At 57.0% G+C, this 16602-nt stretch carries 11 protein-coding genes; 3 read left to right on the top strand and 8 right to left on the bottom strand.

Annotation, left to right across the window (positions count from 1 at the left end):
* Positions 1-110: 110 nt before the first annotated feature.
* From bcsC to bcsR, 6 genes are read right to left on the bottom strand one after another with little or no spacing between them, the layout of a single operon-like run.
* Positions 111-3593, bottom strand: coding sequence for a cellulose synthase complex outer membrane protein BcsC (gene bcsC, locus IM295_RS11850; RefSeq protein ID WP_193066734.1), 3483 nt, complete (start codon positions 3591-3593; stop codon positions 111-113).
* Positions 3575-4681, bottom strand: a complete 1107-nt coding sequence (gene bcsZ, locus IM295_RS11845) for a cellulose synthase complex periplasmic endoglucanase BcsZ (protein ID WP_047363559.1) — start codon at positions 4679-4681, stop codon at positions 3575-3577. The genes bcsC and bcsZ overlap by 19 nt, the downstream gene beginning before the upstream one ends.
* Positions 4682-4687: 6 nt before the next feature.
* The gene (gene bcsB, locus IM295_RS11840) at positions 4688-7108 is read right to left on the bottom strand and encodes a cellulose biosynthesis cyclic di-GMP-binding regulatory protein BcsB (RefSeq protein ID WP_045259409.1); all 2421 of its coding nucleotides are present in this window, start codon (positions 7106-7108) and stop codon (positions 4688-4690) included.
* A gap of 10 nt (positions 7109-7118) precedes the next feature.
* Complete coding sequence (gene bcsA, locus IM295_RS11835; protein ID WP_193066733.1) at positions 7119-9734, bottom strand: UDP-forming cellulose synthase catalytic subunit; 2616 nt, start codon at positions 9732-9734, stop codon at positions 7119-7121.
* Positions 9731-10483 (bottom strand): cellulose biosynthesis protein BcsQ, encoded by a 753-nt coding sequence (bcsQ, locus tag IM295_RS11830; RefSeq protein ID WP_028014760.1) that lies wholly within the window; start codon positions 10481-10483, stop codon positions 9731-9733. The genes bcsA and bcsQ overlap by 4 nt, the downstream gene beginning before the upstream one ends.
* A gap of 11 nt (positions 10484-10494) precedes the next feature.
* Positions 10495-10683, bottom strand: coding sequence for a cellulose biosynthesis protein BcsR (gene bcsR, locus IM295_RS11825; protein ID WP_028014761.1), 189 nt, complete (start codon positions 10681-10683; stop codon positions 10495-10497).
* A gap of 174 nt (positions 10684-10857) precedes the next feature.
* On the opposite strand from bcsR, the gene bcsE reads away from it, so the two are divergent.
* Genes bcsE through bcsG form a run of 3 tightly spaced genes read left to right on the top strand, consistent with a single transcriptional unit; the run spans position 10858 to position 14283 of the window.
* Positions 10858-12420: a cellulose biosynthesis c-di-GMP-binding protein BcsE gene (bcsE, locus tag IM295_RS11820; protein WP_048960024.1), complete on the top strand. Its 1563-nt coding sequence runs from the start codon at positions 10858-10860 to the stop codon at positions 12418-12420.
* Complete coding sequence (gene bcsF / locus IM295_RS11815; RefSeq protein ID WP_072201618.1) at positions 12417-12611, top strand: cellulose biosynthesis protein BcsF; 195 nt, start codon at positions 12417-12419, stop codon at positions 12609-12611. Before bcsE ends, bcsF begins: the two co-directional genes overlap by 4 nt.
* A complete protein-coding gene (gene bcsG / locus IM295_RS11810; RefSeq protein ID WP_126345967.1) occupies positions 12604-14283 on the top strand; it encodes a cellulose biosynthesis protein BcsG in 1680 nt (559 codons plus the stop codon). Before bcsF ends, bcsG begins: the two co-directional genes overlap by 8 nt.
* Positions 14284-14477: 194 nt before the next feature.
* On the opposite strand, the gene birA is transcribed toward bcsG, so the two are convergent.
* Positions 14478-15440 carry a bifunctional biotin--[acetyl-CoA-carboxylase] ligase/biotin operon repressor BirA gene (gene birA, locus IM295_RS11805; RefSeq protein ID WP_041911845.1) on the bottom strand — a complete coding sequence of 321 codons (963 nt, stop codon included), beginning with the start codon at positions 15438-15440 and terminating at the stop codon, positions 14478-14480.
* Entirely contained in the window at positions 15437-16465 is a 1029-nt protein-coding gene (gene murB, locus IM295_RS11800; protein ID WP_063155473.1) for a UDP-N-acetylmuramate dehydrogenase, read from the bottom strand. The genes birA and murB overlap by 4 nt, the downstream gene beginning before the upstream one ends.
* Positions 16466-16602 lie beyond the last annotated feature (137 nt).

Here is a 16602-nt window from a genome sequence, read left to right as displayed (position 1 = left end):
CCACAAAACTCGAAGCGCAGGGCGCGCCAGGGTGTAAACCTGGCGCGCCTGAGTATACCCGATTGCCGCGCTATTAAGAGAGACTTACAAATGGATTAAGGAAAATCCGATTACCAGTCCGCATAAGGAATAAGCGGCTGCGGCGGTAAGTCCATATCGCCCTGCCAGCCTGCAGCAGAGTAGCGCACATAAATTAGCGCATGGCTTGGGGTGTAATCTTTCGCTTCCTGAATATCCACGCCCATGCCCACAAACCAGTTGGAGGTGACCCGGCGTTCGATAATTGCCCGCGCGGTATAACCCGTCCCGGAGGAGGAGCTGCCGGTTTCCATCGCGCCACGGTCGGTATAGCGGCCTGGCTCATCGGTCGGGATCAGGCTCTGGATCGGGTAACGCAGCTCGTCTTTGGTTTTGGAGTGGGACCAGGATACCGAGCCACCCAGCTCCCAGGACCAGTTTTCCGTACGCTTACGCCAGGTCACCGGCAGCGCAAAGGAGACATACTCCTGCGGGCTGTAGTAGCCGCCCTGGCCGAGGGAATAGCCGCTCAGATCCTTATCGTAGTGCCAGAGCATATTGGAGACGCCGACCGTCAGGCGCTCGTTGTTTTTATTAATGAGCTTGTAATAATAACCCGTCATCCAGCGGACGCGCCAGTTATCTTCCACATTTTTACCGGTCAGCGTTTCCGCGTTCAGGCTTGACCAGACGCCGTTCGCCTCGCCTTTGTCATAGCTGATGCTTACCCCGCCGCCGGTCGCGCGCACGCCGCCCCAGGTGGTGCCGGTATTGGTATCTTTTTGCCCGGCGAACGCCAGCAGAGAGCTGGAGATAGGCCGACGATGGGCGTTGACGGTATAGCCGATGGGGCCTAAATCGCTGCTGTAGCTGATACCGCCCACCACGTCGACGACGTCAAAGCCCATTGGCGTGGTACCAATATCCATCGCCCATGTTTTATTCTGCCAGCCAACGGCGACGCTGGCGCCGCTGTCGCTCTGGCTGGTGTTGCCGCTACACGGCGTGTCGTAGCAGGTTCCCCATTTAGGGTCGTAAGTTCCGTTATTGTTATCAAAGGTGCCGGCGTCCATGTTGACCAGATCGCTTCTGAAGAACATGCGCCCGTCAGAGAGCGGGGCGTCCACCTGGAGCATGGTGGTATGCGCTTTCAGGTCAGAATAGCCGCCCGTGCCGCTGGAGCCCCAGTAGTCGTGCTGCAGCGTGACGTTAATATCCTGCTGACGGTACAAATCACCGGCGTCACTGCGCACGCCGCGCTTCAGCCAGTCATCTTTTTCATCGTTGCGCGTCAGACGGGTGAAACTGTCATTGTCCACCGGACGCGTCGTGGTGATGCCGGACGACACCATCGCATCTTTATAGGTCTCCAGCGCCTGCTGCGGCTGGCCGTTTTGCGTCTGGAAGCGGGCAGCATCACGCAGCACCAGCGCGCTTTCCATGGAGGCGGGCTGCGATTTGGCCTGCGGAATGATTTTGCTGAAGGTCTGTTCTGCAGCAGCGGAATCGCCCAGACCTGCCTGCGCCATCGCGATCCGGCGCTGCATATTGAGCGACAGCGGCTGGCCGTTTTGCGCGGCGGGCAGTTTCGCGAGCTCCGCACGGGCGGCATCTTTGTTACCTTCCGCGCTGTAAATTTCGGTCAGACCGAGGATCGCGTCTTCGTTCTGCGGCTCACGCTGCAGGACGGCGCTGTACGTCGTTTTCGCCGCGTTCAGATCGCCACGCTGCTGCGCCCAGTCCGCCAGCGTCAGGTCGATGCGGGTGGAGGCAGGCTGCTGACGCAGAAGATTTTCCGCCTCCTGCTCTTTGCCGCTGTCGCGCAGGCGGTTGGCGGTTTCCAGCACCTGATTGCTTTGCAGACGGTCGGCAAGTTCCTGAATGTTGCCGTTCCACTGGCTGCGCGGCAGGGTATTCAGATGCGCCAGCGCGGCCCGGTCCTGATCGTTTCCGGACAGGTAGAGCCCGTTGGCATACACCTGCTCCGGGTCAGACGGTTTCTGGCTGGCAAGCTGGCGCATCAGGGTATCCGCCTGGCTGCGCTGGCCCGCGCTGTAGAGATCGCGCGAGAGACGATAGGTTATCCAGACGTCACCGGGCGAGAGTGCCAGACGGCGACGCTGAATTTCTGCCGCCTGAGCGTATTTCCCCTGACTCTCCAGCTGTTCTGCCTGGGCGGAAAGCTGCTCGTTAGTCAGGCTACGCTCAATATCATCAATACTCCGGCGCTGGCTGGCGGAGAGAGACTGAATAAACTGCGAGGCTTTCTCCGGGGACTGCGCGCGGTAAACATTGGCAAGGCCGCGAACCGCATTGCTGTTGCTGCTGTCCATACGTAACGCCTGGCGGTAATAACGCTCCGCCGCGTCGTTATCTTTACGCGCGGCGGCAGCATCTCCCAGCCCCAGCACCGCATAGCTGTCGGTATTGTCGACGTTGCGCGCCTGCTGATAGTAACGCTCCGCCTGCGCCGGGTTATTCGCCTTCAGCGCCGCATCCCCCTGCTGGATCAGCAGCCAGTAGCGGTTAACCTTCAGCAAGCTGTCCCATTTCCCGCGGTTATCGCTCTGCGGATCGAGGGCAATCGCTTTTTCAAACTGTGCCACCGCGCGGGCGCGGTCGCCTTTCTGGGAATAGGCCTGCCCAAGGGCACCCACCGCTTCACTGTCGGCATGGTTGGCGCTGACGGCTTTTTGCAGCTCCGCCACCGCCTTACTCCCCTGCCCGGCATCCACCGCCGCCAGCCCTTCCGCTTTCGCGCGGAACGCCGGGTCAGCGAGCTGCTTTTGCTGCGCCTCAAGCTGGGCGCGCGCCGCCGCGACGCTATCGCCGTCGCTGAAAACGGTCAGGTATTTTTGCAGCGCGGTGACGCTGGCGCTGCTGGCTGGCTGGTCTTTGATCTGCTCATACCACATGTCAGAGGCCTGGCTGCGGCCGCCGGTGGATTTAGCCATCTCCTGCAGCACCGCAAAGCCTTCATCACGGCGTCCACTCTGGAACAGAAGCTGGGCCAGCGTCGTCTGGAGCTGGGTATTCCCGGGGCTGCTGCTGTTTATTTTTTTCAGTTGGTTGATGGCCGAAGCGCGACGGGCAGGATCTTTCGCCACCACATTCCAGTATTCCGTCGCCACGTCGCCGCCCGGCGGGTTGCCGTCAAAGAGCTTGTCATAGGCGGCAATCGCCTCCTGCGTGTGCCCTGTCGTAGCGAGTAAGCGCGCTTGCTGAAGCTGCTGGCGGCCATCCGGGGTGGAAAGCAGCATGGTATTGCGTGAGGACTGGTACGCGCCGGAGTCAGGGGCGATCCCCTTCAGGCGGTCCAGCTCTTTTTGCGCTCCGGCGTTATCGCCCTGGCGCAGCAGGTAGCGAAAGCGGGCGGCAATGACGTCAGGGTTGTTCGGATCGATCAGCTCAAGACGGTAGAGCGACTGACGAACCAAATCCTCGCGATGGGTCGATTCGCCCAGCCGAACCTGCTCCAGCAGCTGTTTCTGCTGCGGAGAGTTAACGGCCTGCGCCAGCGGCATCAGTGCCAGCCCAAGCGATAGAGTGAGTAGATTTACTGTGAACTTGCGCATTCCTGGCCCCAATCCGGTATTAATTCACCCTTAGCGGTGAAGCGAAAACGATGCTGATCCCATCCCTGACCAAAAAGAGTCAATACATAGCTGTAGTAGGCATTGTTATCGGGAAAATGATCTGCCACGCGCTGGCGCTGAACCGCCTGGGCATCGCGCTGCTGTAAAAACGGCAGCATCGCGGCAGAGAACCCGACCGGGCCATTGCCGGTGTGTTTCCCCGTCGCCACATCCACTTTCTCCGGCGGCACGCCCTGTTTAATTGTCTTTGCCGCCATCGGCTGGAAGCGCGTCAGCAGCCGGGCTTTTTGAGGATCTTTATCGCTCATCATGCCCACCCAAAGATAGACACGGATGGCGTCATAGCCCCCTTCCAGCGTTTTATCCTGCTGTAGCTGCCAGCCTTTGTTTTTCTGATACTGCACCCAGTTCGGCGAGAATCCCTTCGGCGCACTTTCCAGCAGCAGCCGCAGATTGGTTTCACGCAGCGTGGTCCACGGGGCACCGTAGCGGGTGAAATAGCTCGCTAACTGTGGAGGAAGGTAGCTGGGGTTAAAGCGCCAGGCGTTTTCTTCGGCAAAACCGACTTTACCGGGAAGCAGCATTGAGCCGAGCCCCGGCACTTTCACCACTTCCTCGCTGGCAATGCGTTTTAGCAGTGCCTTGCCCGTTTGGGTATAGTCCGGGTCTTTCCATAACCGGCCCGCTTCGAGCAGCGACCAGGCAATCCAGACATCGGCATCTGAGGCGGAGTTGGTATCAATCACACCCCAGTTTTCTTTGTCTTTCTGTCCCCAGAGCCAGGCGGGCAGACGATCGTTGAGATTGCCGCTGGCGAGGTTATCGCGCGTCCACGTCAGCAACTGGTCAAACGCCTTGCGATCGTTAGCGGCCAGGGCAAAGAACAACGCATAGCTTTGCCCTTCCGACGTTGTAATTTTGCGCGTGTCGCTCGGATCGATGACGCGCCCGCCCTCGCTGATGTAATCCTTTTTAAACTGCTCCCAGGCAGGCCAGGTACAGGCGGCGCGAAGAGGGATCGCCGCCAGCATCAACGCTGCGACTACACACCAGCGAAAGGCTTTCATCACGTCTTACTCATCCGGGTTAAGGCGACGACGGCTGATGATGCGCAGCAGACGCCACAGCACCCATGCCAGCAAGACCACGCTGACCGCAGCCAGGATGGCGAGCAGAACCGGATGGTTCGACAGCGCATACCACAGGCGCTCGAACCACGGCAGATGGCCGACGTAATACACATCACCCACGCGCAGGCTGTTGACACCGGACTCGCGGATCACCGACACAGAACCAAACATCGCGGCACGTTTGCCGCTGTCGTTCATCGCGGTATTCAGCAGTTCATAGCCACGCGGGCTGTCCGCCAGCAGGGCTATCACGCTACGCTGATCGTTGTAAGGAGACTGGAAGCCCACCACCGCAGCCATCGCCCCCTGAGAGGTTACGGCCGTCTGCGCGCTGGCCTTACGGTCGTTCACGTCCGGCATAATGCTTGGGAACTCGGTCTGGCGAAGCGGCGTGTTAACCCACGACTCGGTGGCTTTCACCAGCAGGTCGATACGTTTTTCATCCTTCAGCATGTCCGGGATGGTGCCGATCACCATGATATCCGCATCTTTGTTCTGGATCTGACTGCCATCGTCCGTCAACGTGACGTTAACTGCCGGTAATCCGGTTTGCGCGCCTACGGTTGCCATGGTGTCGAGCAGGGTCGTCACCTGACCTTCGTTTGGCGCTTTTGGCATCACCACAATGGATTCAGAGAGATCGGCCATGCGGCTGAACGGGAAACCTGCGTTAGCAAAGGCACGCAGATCCGGCATCGCCAGGAAATGGTAGTACTTCGAGAAGTCGATGGTCGACTCATCGCCGATCACAACGTGGTTTTGTACCGGCTGGAAGGTGATGCAGTTATCCACCGAACCGCCAGGCATCGGGTTCATGTACTGGAAATCAAAACGCAGCTGGTTGATCGCGCCAAGCTTCAGCGCCGGAATAGAGACGTCCGTTTTTCCGTCCAGCAGCCCCTGCAGCACCGGCAGGCGGAGCATCAGACGGTTAGTGTCCTGGGTACTTTGCAGGCTGAACGATTGCAGGAACTGGTTGTTCAGGCTGATATCCATGCGCGAGCTGTCTTTCGTCGCTGGCGCGGTATAGCGGTAGTTGAGATTGATATCAATGCCGTTGGTGCGCAGCAGGTACAGATCCGGCGGCAGGTTCAGCGACAGGCTAATCGGCGATGGCTCCAGCCCGGACGCCTGCAGCTGCTCTTCATAGGTTTTTAGTTCACCAAACGTCACGGCGCGGTCGGTACGCACCCAGTTTGGCGCGTCATAAGGTTTACGCGCCAGCAGCGGCTTAACTTCGTCCACCACCACGCTGTTGCCGCGGAAAAGGACGTTGCCCTGAGCAATCGCCTTCGCGGCCTGGACCAGATCTTTATCATCACGACCAAAGACCACCAGCAGCTTCACGTACGGGTTATCCGGGTGGCTTACCATCTCAATGGTTGGCGCTTTGACTTCCGGGTGGTCGCGCAGGAAGCCCGGACGCTTCGCGTTGGTTGCAAAGACAATCGCGTTCCTGTCCGGCATTTTGTCATACATGACCGGGAAGTTCTGACCGCGCCAGCCGGAGCGGGAGCCAAACCAGGAGGCCACAATGGTCGCCGCCAGCTGCTCGGTCACGTCAGGGGACGATGCAAACACCATCGGCAGCGTGAGCGGACGGTTATCACGCGGGTCGAAGAACGGAACCGGGAACGCCGACAGATCGTTTTTCAGCGCCAGCGGCTGGTAGGTCATCTGCAGCGAGGAGTTACGCCCGACGTCCAGCCACAGCGTGTTGCTGGCGGGGTTTTCGCAGACATCGCGGTAGTGACCAACAAACTCCAGACGGATACGGTTAAAGTCGGTAATGAAGAGCGGGTTAATCGGTACCTGCGCCTGTGTTTTCTTACCCAGCTGCTCTTTGGTCACTGGCAGAACGTCCATCAATTCATCGTTCAGGTAGACCTTCAGCTGAGACTGCGTCGGCAGCAGGGATGGCGACGGGGTGTATTCAAGGTTCAGTACCGCATTTGAAACAACCTCATCGCTGCGCATACCAAATTCAATGCTGCCGTTAGGGTTGACGCCGCGCAGCACCATGCTGCCCGGCGGCGGCGCAATTTGCGCGAAGGTCAGCTTCACGTCCCGCGACGGCACATTATCCGCGACAACGGGCGCGTTAGCCCCCCGCACGCCCGGCATCACCTGCCCGATGACCGGATTCTCGACCGGCAGGGTGTTCCCCTCCGTTGGCTGGTTCGGAATGATGTTTTCTGTTTGACCGGGTGCCGCCGTAACAACCGGATCGGTTGCCTGCGCGACGACAGGGACCGTCGGCGCAGGCGTCGCCGCTGCGTTACCGGGTGCTGCGTTAGCCATTGTTGCGGGAAGTGCACTCACTCCCATTGCCACTGCACATAACCAGGAAAGTTTTGTTTTCATCGCGTTATCATCATTGTTGAGCCATAACCGGGTCCGCCTGCTTCGTCTCATCCCGCTCGGGACGACGAGGAATGAACGACACGACCCAGGAAACCAGCGAAGTAAGTGACCGGAAAATTAATTTCACCGACGACGGGGCAAATTCTGCAAGGTGACGATAGCCACGGAACCCCAGCTTCAGAATATCCAGCAGGCTTTCCAGTGGTTTATCTTCCGGGAAGCTGTCCTGCCAGAGAGCCCATGTATCCGCACGGGCAAACGTACACTGCACAAAATCAATGTGTTGCTTTTTGGTCAACGGCATCAGCTGCAGACCCACTTCACTGCCTGCCACACGCACAACCTGCGTCGGGAAGACATACTCCTGCTGACCGCGCTTAAGCAGCAGGTTAACCTTCTGCCCTTCCAGCACTTTCGCCTGGCCGTTGATTTTGATCCCCAGGCCACCGTCAGAGAAGTCGTGCACCGTACAGGAGAAGAGGTGACCATCTTCACGGGCGATCGCCGCAGGCATGCAGATTTCAACGCGATGCGCGCGACGAACCTGTTTACTCTCTACCGACACCGCCACCGCGCCGCCGAGGATAATCAGGTTGTAGAACACCCAGGCCATACTTACAAAGACGGTCAGGATTTCGTTTTCCGGGCCGTAGAAGTAGCGCCAGATACCGGCGATCACGCCGACAATATTCAGCAGCACGAGGAAAATATACGGGCGGGAGATCACCCAGTCGACGTACTCTTCTTCCACCAGACCGCCCTTCGCGGTGACGTTGAATTTCCCTTTGTGCGGGTTAATCAGCGCGACCATCGTCGGCGGCGCGATGTACCACGCCAGCACCGTTTCGTAGATTTCACTCCAGAAGGAGTGCCGGTATTTGCCCTGAATCTTCGAGTTCGTCAGGCTCGCGTGGATCATGTGCGGCAGAACGAACAGCGCAATCATCAGCGCGGGGGCGTAAATGATATAGGCGTGAAGGAGCAGGAACGCCAGCGGCGCGGTCAGGAAGATCAGCCGCGGGATGCCGGACAAGAAGTGGAACATGGCGTTGACGTAGCAGAGACGTTGCGCCAGCTTGAGCCCTTTGCCTATCAGCGGGTTATCGAGGCGGAAAATCTGCACCATGCCGCGCGCCCAGCGAATACGCTGACCGATGTGCGCGGAGAGTGATTCCGTCGCCAGACCGGCGGCCTGAGGGATACGCATATAGGCAGAGGTATAGCCACGACGGTGCAGGCGCAGCGAGGTATGCGCATCTTCCGTTACCGTTTCAACGGCAATTCCGCCGATTTCATCCAGCGGCTTACGGCGGATAACCGCACACGAGCCGCAGAAGAAGGTGGCATCCCACATGTCGTTCCCGTCCTGCACCAGCCCATAGAACAGCGTGCCTTCGTTCGGGGTTTTGCGGAAGCGGCCAAGGTTACGTTCAAACGGGTCCGGCGAGAAGAAGTGGTGCGGCGTCTGCATCATCGCCAGCTCTTTCTCTTTCAGGAACCAGCCCATGGTCATCTGCAGGAACGAGCGCGTCGGCACGTGGTCACAGTCAAAAATCGAGACGAACTCCCCGGAGGCATACTTCAGGGCGTTGTTGATGTTCCCCGCCTTAGCGTGCTCGTGAGTCGGGCGGGCGATGTACTCAACGCCGACCTCTTCCGCAAACTGGCGAAACGCCGGACGGTTGCCGTCATCCAGGATCCAGACTCTGAGCTTATCTTTCGGCCAGTCGATGCCCAGCGCGGCATAGATGGTGTTTTTCACCACGCTCAGGTCTTCGTTGTAGGTCGGGACGAAGAGATCGACGGTCGGCCACTGCGTGGTGTCTTTAGGCAGCGGAACCGGCTGGCGGTTGAGCGGCCAGATCACCTGGAAATAGCCTAGCACCAGCACAATCCACGCGTAGGTCTCAGCAAACAGCAGCACCAGACCGCACACCAGGCTGACCGGGTCGTCCCAGTTCAGCGTTGAGGTGTAACGCCACCAGATGTAGCGGCAGGAAACCGTCAGCGACAGCACAATCAGCATCAGCGCCGAGAAACGGCCCGGAATACGACGAACCAGCAACGCCACGCCCCACAGCAGGATCAGGAAGATGAACTGCGCCAGCGGGTTGAAAGGTTGCGTAATACAGACCAGCGCCAGAATGAGCGAGAACACGACAATCACGCCGAGAATAAAACGCCGCAAGCCTGGGTGGAGATGCCCAAGCTCTTTATGGTTATCCAGATGGCTGGTCTTATCGCTGACGCTAGCGGGCAGTTTATCCAGCCACTGGTGATAGCGTTCACGTAACTGCTGTACGCGGGAATAGCTGCGCCAGTGCGGCGTTATTTTCTCCGTTCGGGATGACGATATTGCCAGCCAGACGGCCTGAATAAGATAGCGCGCCGGGTCCAAAGGCCGTGGTCGGTCGGGGTTAATGTGTGGGTATAATTCGCCGTGACGCGCACGGATGCGCTGCCAGCGCGGGTGCTCGAGTGGAATGAACGTCCAGGCCAGAATCAGCCAGAAACAGCCGAGCGCGGCGCTGAATGCCGGAGCACCATGCCGGCGAAAGTGCCGGTAATGGTCGCTCAAACGCGAACTGACCGGCGGGATGAGAAGCCAGCTGGCGAGTCGACTCATACCGAACTCCCAGCAGGCTCCGCCTTGCTGGCGAAGTTCAGCAGACACCAGTTCGCCAACGTCAGGATCTCTTCTGCTGCCAGCGAGTCGCTGCGGTATTCGCCCAGCGGCTGCTTGGAGGCGAGGCATTCCGCCATCCCCTCATCCCGATGAATCACAATGGGAAGCAGGCGGCGCTGGCTTTGCAGCCACACCTGATAGAGGTCGTCCTGGATTTGGCTACCGATACGTAAATCGTTAATCAGGAGATGTGCGTTCTGAGGCAGCCCCTGCTGATGCAGGCGAATATGGCAGTTCGCATCGACGTTCACCACGGAAAGTACATGATCGCACTGGGCGATGAGCTGCCGGGTCAGCGTCCCGGCGCCGTGCGGCAGATCCAGCAGGATCCACTGGTAGTGCCCCTTTTCTTTCAGGCTCTGCAGCGCAAGCGTGAACTGCGAAAACAGACGCTGATAGGCGGCTTCATTCTCGCGTTCTGTGGTGGTCAGTTGGCCAAAAGGCAGTAAATCCAGCTGGGAGGTATAGCGTAGCCCCGCATCCCGCCAGTCTTTGTCATCAAGCAGCGCGCGGGCCCAGCCCTCTTCGCGAGTGAAATCGACGTTGAACGACATACGCAGCAAATTATCGGCGCAGGCGTCAATGACCAGCACCGATTCACCTAAAAGCTGTAATGACCACGCCAGCGCCGCGGTAACAGATGTGGTACCCACACCGCCACGGACGCCCTGTAATCCGAGTATGGCCATCAATGGCTCCCTTAATGTTGATGGGCGAATTCAGCTAATAACGGCCAGCGTTTAATAGCAGCAGCCAACTGTTCCCGCTGGGAAATATCGGTGTAATCTATTTCAGGTAGAGAAAAGGCCTGCGCCAGCGCCAGAAAATCGTTTTGGAATGTGTAACCCAGAGTCGAGTCGACTGGGGTTGCAGGTTCGTTATTATCCATTCTTATTCCATCCCTTTGAGGAAAATCGCACGCTCGGAAGTTGCGGGGCATCCTGCCCTGACAAATTTCATTTACATGCTAAATCTGATGTTCTTTAATTTCAATGTTAGGTTTATTTCTACGCTTTCGCTAGTAAACTGAGATACAGGCAAATTAGACGAAAAGAGGGACATCGTGGACTCCATATTTTCTATTGGCATCCAGTCATTATGGGACGAATTGAGCCACATGCCAGTCGGTGGAGTCTGGTGGATTAATACGGATCGTAATGAAGACGCTATCAGCCTGGTAAACCAGACAATTGCCGCTCAGGATAAGGATTCCCGCGTGGCCGTCATTAGCATGGGCGAAGAGCCGAAGAAAATAATTACGCTCGAAAGCGACAGCGGCCCCCAGAAAGTACGTTTGTTTTCCATGTCAGCGGAAGCGGATAGTCTATACTTTTTGTCCCGCGACGTTCAGTGCTCTATTGACCCGGATCACTATTTAGTGATTCTTAAATGTGCAAATAACATACTGCAAAATATTCCTGCTGAAAAACTGCTGTCGTGGCTGGAAAAAATCAATAAATGGGCAAAGTTTCAAAATTGCACGCTATTGGTCGTCAACCCCGGCAGTAATAATGACAAGCTGTTCTCACTTTTGATGGGCGAATATCGCTCCCTGTTCGGACTGGCAAGTCTTCGTGACCAGGCAGGCAGCTATCTCTACGATATTGCCTTCTGGTGCAATGAAAAGGGCGTGAGCGCCAGGCAACAGCTGACTCTTAAACATATTGAGGGGAAATGGCACCTGGCACAGCAGGAAGAAACCGTGGTGCAGCCGCGCAGCGATGAAAAGCGCATCCTGAGCCATATCGCGGTTTTAGAGGGCGCGCCCGCGCTTTCGGAAAACTGGTCACTGTTTGAGTCTAACGAAGCGCTTTTTCATGAAGCCCGCACCACCCAGGCAGCCACCCTCGTTTTCTCGTTGATGCAGAATAATCAGATTGAAACGCTGGCGAGACAAATTCACACCCTGCGCCGCCAGCGCGGCAGCGCGTTAAAAATTGTGGTGCGCGAAAATAATACCAGCCTGCGCGCTACCGATGAGCGTCTGCTTCTGGGCTGCGGGGCAAATATGGTGATCCCCTGGAATGCGCCACTGTCACGCTGCCTGACGCTTATTGAAAGCGTTCAGGGTCAGCAGTTCAGTCGCCATGTCCCGGAAGATATCTCCACGCTGCTCTCCATGACCCAGCCGATGAAGCTGCGTGGCTACCAGAAATGGGATACGTTCTGCGATGCCGTCGGCAACATGATGAGCAACACGTTACTTCCGGCGGACGGGAAAGGGGTTATGGTTGCCCTGCGGCCGGTCCCGGGCATTCGCGTTGAGCAGGCGCTCACCCTGTGTCGCCCGAACCGTACAGGGGACATCATGACCATTGGCGACAATCGCCTGGTGCTATTTTTGTCGTTTTGCCGGGTCAACGATCTTGATACCGCGCTTAACCACATCTTCCCCCTGCCTACCGGGGATATTTTCTCGAACCGTATGATTTGGTTCGAAGATAATGCTATCAGCGCAGAGCTGGTGCAAATGCGCGCTCTCCAGCCTGAACAATGGGTTAAACCGCTCGCAATCACGAGCGATGTTAAACCGCTCCTCAATGCCAGACATGACGGACATGTCTGGCGTCGGGTTCCGGAACCCCTTCGCTTATTAACTGAGAACGGGGAGAACGCACCATCATGAATATCAGCGATATCATCCAACTGGTCGTATTCTGCGCGCTGATCTTTTTCCCGCTTGGCTACTATGCACGCCATTCCATACGCCGTATCCGTGATACGGCCAGAGTGATGTTTGTAAAACCTCGCTATGTAAAACCAGCCGGAACACTGACACGGGCATCACACGTCAAGGCAGACCGTAAACATGACTAATTCATCCTATACCGCTTCGTCACCCTCGCCGCTCTGGCAATACTGGCGCGGCCTTTCCGGCTGGAACTTCTACTTTCTGGTGAAGTTTGGCCTGCTTTGGGCAGGTTATCTGAATTTCCATCCCCTGCTTAACCTGGTGTTTATGGCCTTCCTGCTGATGCCTCTGCCGAACATCAGGCTGCATCGTTTACGCCATTGGGTGGCCATCCCCATCGGCTTTGCGCTGTTCTGGCACGATACCTGGCTGCCTGGTCCGGAAAGCATAATGAGCCAGGGATCGCAGGTCGCGGGCTTCAGCGCAGACTATATGCTTGACCTGGTTGAGCGTTTCATTAACTGGCAGATGATTGGCGCCGTTTTTGTCCTGCTGGTTGCCTGGCTGTTCCTGTCTCAGTGGATCCGCGTCACGGTGTTTGTCGTCGCCATTATGATCTGGCTTAACGTGCTGACGCTGGCGGGGCCAAGCTTTTCGCTGTGGCCTGCCGGCCAGCCGACGACAACGGTGACCACGACGGGAGGAAGCGCAGCGGCTACCGTTACAACGGCGGGCGATACGCCGGTGGTGGGCGATATTCCAACGCAGACTGCACCGCCGACCTCCACCAATCTTAATGCCTGGCTCTCCAGCTTCTATACCGCTGAAGATAAGCGACAGACGAAATTCCCGGATGCGCTGCCAGCCGATGCGCAGCCGTTTGAGCTGCTGGTGATTAACATCTGTTCCCTCTCCTGGGCCGACGTGGATGCCGCCGGTTTGATGTCTCACCCGCTGTGGTCCCACTTTGACATCCAGTTTAAAGATTTTAACTCTGCCACCTCATACAGCGGCCCGGCGGCAATCCGCCTGCTGCGAGCAAGCTGCGGTCAGGCATCGCATAAAAACCTGTATCAGCCCGCTGGCAACCAGTGTTATTTGTTCGATAATCTCGCGAAGCTGGGCTTTACGCAGCACCTGATGCTGGGGCATAACGGTCAGTTCGGTAACTTCCTGAAAGAGGTACGTGAACAGGGTGGCATGCAGGCGCCACTGATGGATCAAACCGGTCTTCCCGTTACGCTGCTGGGCTTCGATGGCTCGCCGGTTTATGACGATACCGCCGTGCTGCAGCGCTGGCTGCAGACCATCGAAAAAGACAGTAATCCGCGCAGTGCAACGTTCTATAACACCCTGCCGCTTCACGACGGTAACCACTTCCCGGGGGTGAGTAAAACGGCGGATTACAAAGTGCGGGCGCAGAAATTCTTCGACGAGCTGGATGCGTTCTTCACGGAGCTGGAAAAATCTGGCCGTAAAGTGATGGTAGTCGTGGTACCTGAGCACGGTGGCGCGCTGAAAGGCGACAGAATGCAGGTATCCGGCCTGCGCGATATCCCAAGCCCGTCCATTACCAACGTGCCTGCAGGCATTAAATTCTTTGGTATGAAGGCACCGCACCAGGGCACACCAATTGAGATTACCCAGCCAAGCAGCTATCTGGCGATTTCAGAACTGGTTGCCCGCGCCGTTGACGGGAAGCTGTTTGTGGAAGATAGCGTGAACTGGGATCAGCTCACCAGCAACCTGCCGCAAACGGCAGAAGTCTCCGAGAACGCCAACGCGGTGGTGATTCAGTATCAGAACAAACCGTACGTTCGCCTGAACGGCGGGGACTGGGTACCGTATCCGCAGTAACTGATTTCCCCCTCTTCCCACAGGGGAGAGGGGGTAGTCAGTGCGTCATTATTGCGCTGAAATCCACATCCGCATTTTCAGACTTGCCGAATAGTCGTCGTCTTTAGAGGTGATTTCGGGCTCTCCGGAAGGCTGCCCCATCGTTAAATGCCAGGGTAGCGCAGACGGATTTTCGCATCGTTTACTCCATCCGGTCATTCGGCGCTTCGCAGGGAAATCTCACCGCCCACCCAGGGCTTGATCGCGCCATCCTGCTCCAGAAGCAGCGCGCCCTGTGCGTCAATACCGCGGGAAATGCCGTAAATCTCTTTATCACCAATCAGCAGCTTCACCGGACGGTTGATGAAGTTATCCAGCTTTTCCCAACGAGACAGGAACGGTGCCAGGCCTTCCTGTTCAAAAAGCGTGAGTGAGCTGCGCAGCTCTTTAATCATGCGCACGGCAAGGGTGTTACGATCGATGACAATCCCCGCCTCCTGGAGATTGGTCCAGGCCTGATTCACCACATCATCCTGGACAGTACGCATCACCATATTGAGGCCCGCGCCAATAACAATTTGCGCCGCATCACCGGTTTTTCCCGTCAGTTCGACCAGAATACCGGCAAGTTTACGATCGTTAAGGTACAGATCGTTTGGCCACTTAACGCGGACCCGATCGGCACCCAGATCGTGCAGCACTTCCGCCATGACGATACCAATGACCAGACTCAGGCCAATGGCTGCGGCAGGCCCCTGCTCCAGACGCCAGTACATGGACAGATAGAGATTGGCGCCAAATGGCGAGAACCATTTGCGACCGCGACGGCCACGACCGGCCTGCTGGTATTCAGCAACACAGGCATCGCCGGACGAGAGTTCGCTCAGCCGATCCATAAGGTACTGGTTCGTCGAATCAATCACCGGCAGCACCGCAACGTTGCCGTGTTCAAGCTGGCTGCGGATGACGTCTTCATTCAGCAATTGAATTGGCTCCGGCAGGCTGTAGCCTTTTCCCGGCACCGTGAACACATCGACGCCCCAGTCGCGAAGCGTCTGGATATGCTTGTTAATGCCGGCACGGCTCATGCCCAGCTGCTCGCCCAGCTGTTCGCCAGAGTGAAACTCCCCGTCAGCAAGGATGCTAATCAGGGTTAACGGAATGGTATTGTCCTTCACGCAATGGTCTCCACGGCATTCACTTCACCTGTGCGGCCAATGAAGCGGACTTCTGGCTCCAGCCAGACGTTAAACTTTTCGCCCACACGTTGACGAACATAATGCGCCAGCTGGACAACATCATCGCTGGTCGCATCGCATTGATTAATCAGTACCAGAGCCTGCTGCTGGTGAACGGCAGCGCCACCTACGGACGTGCCTTTTAACTGGCATTGATCGATCAGCCAGCCAGCGGCCAGCTTCACGCTGCCATCTGCCTGAGGATAATGTGGCGCAGTGGGCCATCCTTCAAGAAAGGCTTTTGCATTTTCGCTGCTAATAACCGGATTTTTGAAGAAGCTTCCTGCATTTCCGTTTACTTTCGGATCGGGAAGTTTGGTCATTCGCATATGGCAAACTGAGTCAAATACGTCGCGGGGAGTGACGGTTGCCGGATCGAGACGCGTTAAATCGCCATAGGTCAGCACCGGCTGCCAGTTCTTTGGCAGACGCAGGCCCACGGCGACAATCACGTAGCGATCCTGATATTCATGCTTGAAGATACTGTCACGATAGCCAAACCGACACTGTTCTGCCGTTAAGCGCTTAGCCGTTCCGGTCGCCAGTTCGATGCAGTCGACATATTCACAGACATGTTTCAGTTCGATGCCGTAGGCACCGATGTTTTGGATGGGTGACGATCCGGCGCAGCCTGGGATCAGCGCCAGGTTTTCCAGACCCGGCATCCCTTTTTCGAGGGTAAATTGCACCAGCTGATGCCAGTTTTCTCCGGCCCCCACGTGCAGATGCCAGCTATCGGCATGCTCTTCCACACCAATGCCCATGATGCGGTTAACGATCACCGTTCCCGCATAATCGTCGAGAAACAGGACATTGCTTCCTTCGCCCAGAATCAGTACGGGTTCGTTATTTTCTGTTGCGCTTTGCCATGCATCCAGCAGCTGCTGTGCAGTATCGGCACGTACAATTTGATTAGCATTACGTTGAATGCCAAAGGTATTCCAGGGCTTAAGGGAGTGGTTCATAGACGCTATCCTGATGCAAAAACGCAGGTAGTTTACCGTATAAGCAGGGCGTTGGGGGATTAGTTTGTGCAGCGCAGAAACGCAAAAAGGCCATCCTTTCGGATGGCCTCTTCACTTATTTGATGCCTGGCAGTTCC

The sequence above is a fragment of the Enterobacter cloacae complex sp. P14RS genome, assembly GCF_014895895.1.
In the GTDB taxonomy this organism is placed as follows: domain Bacteria; phylum Pseudomonadota; class Gammaproteobacteria; order Enterobacterales; family Enterobacteriaceae; genus Enterobacter; species Enterobacter bugandensis.
The sequence above is the reverse complement of the archived record's forward strand: the minus strand, read 5'-3'. Positions and strand labels throughout refer to the sequence as shown.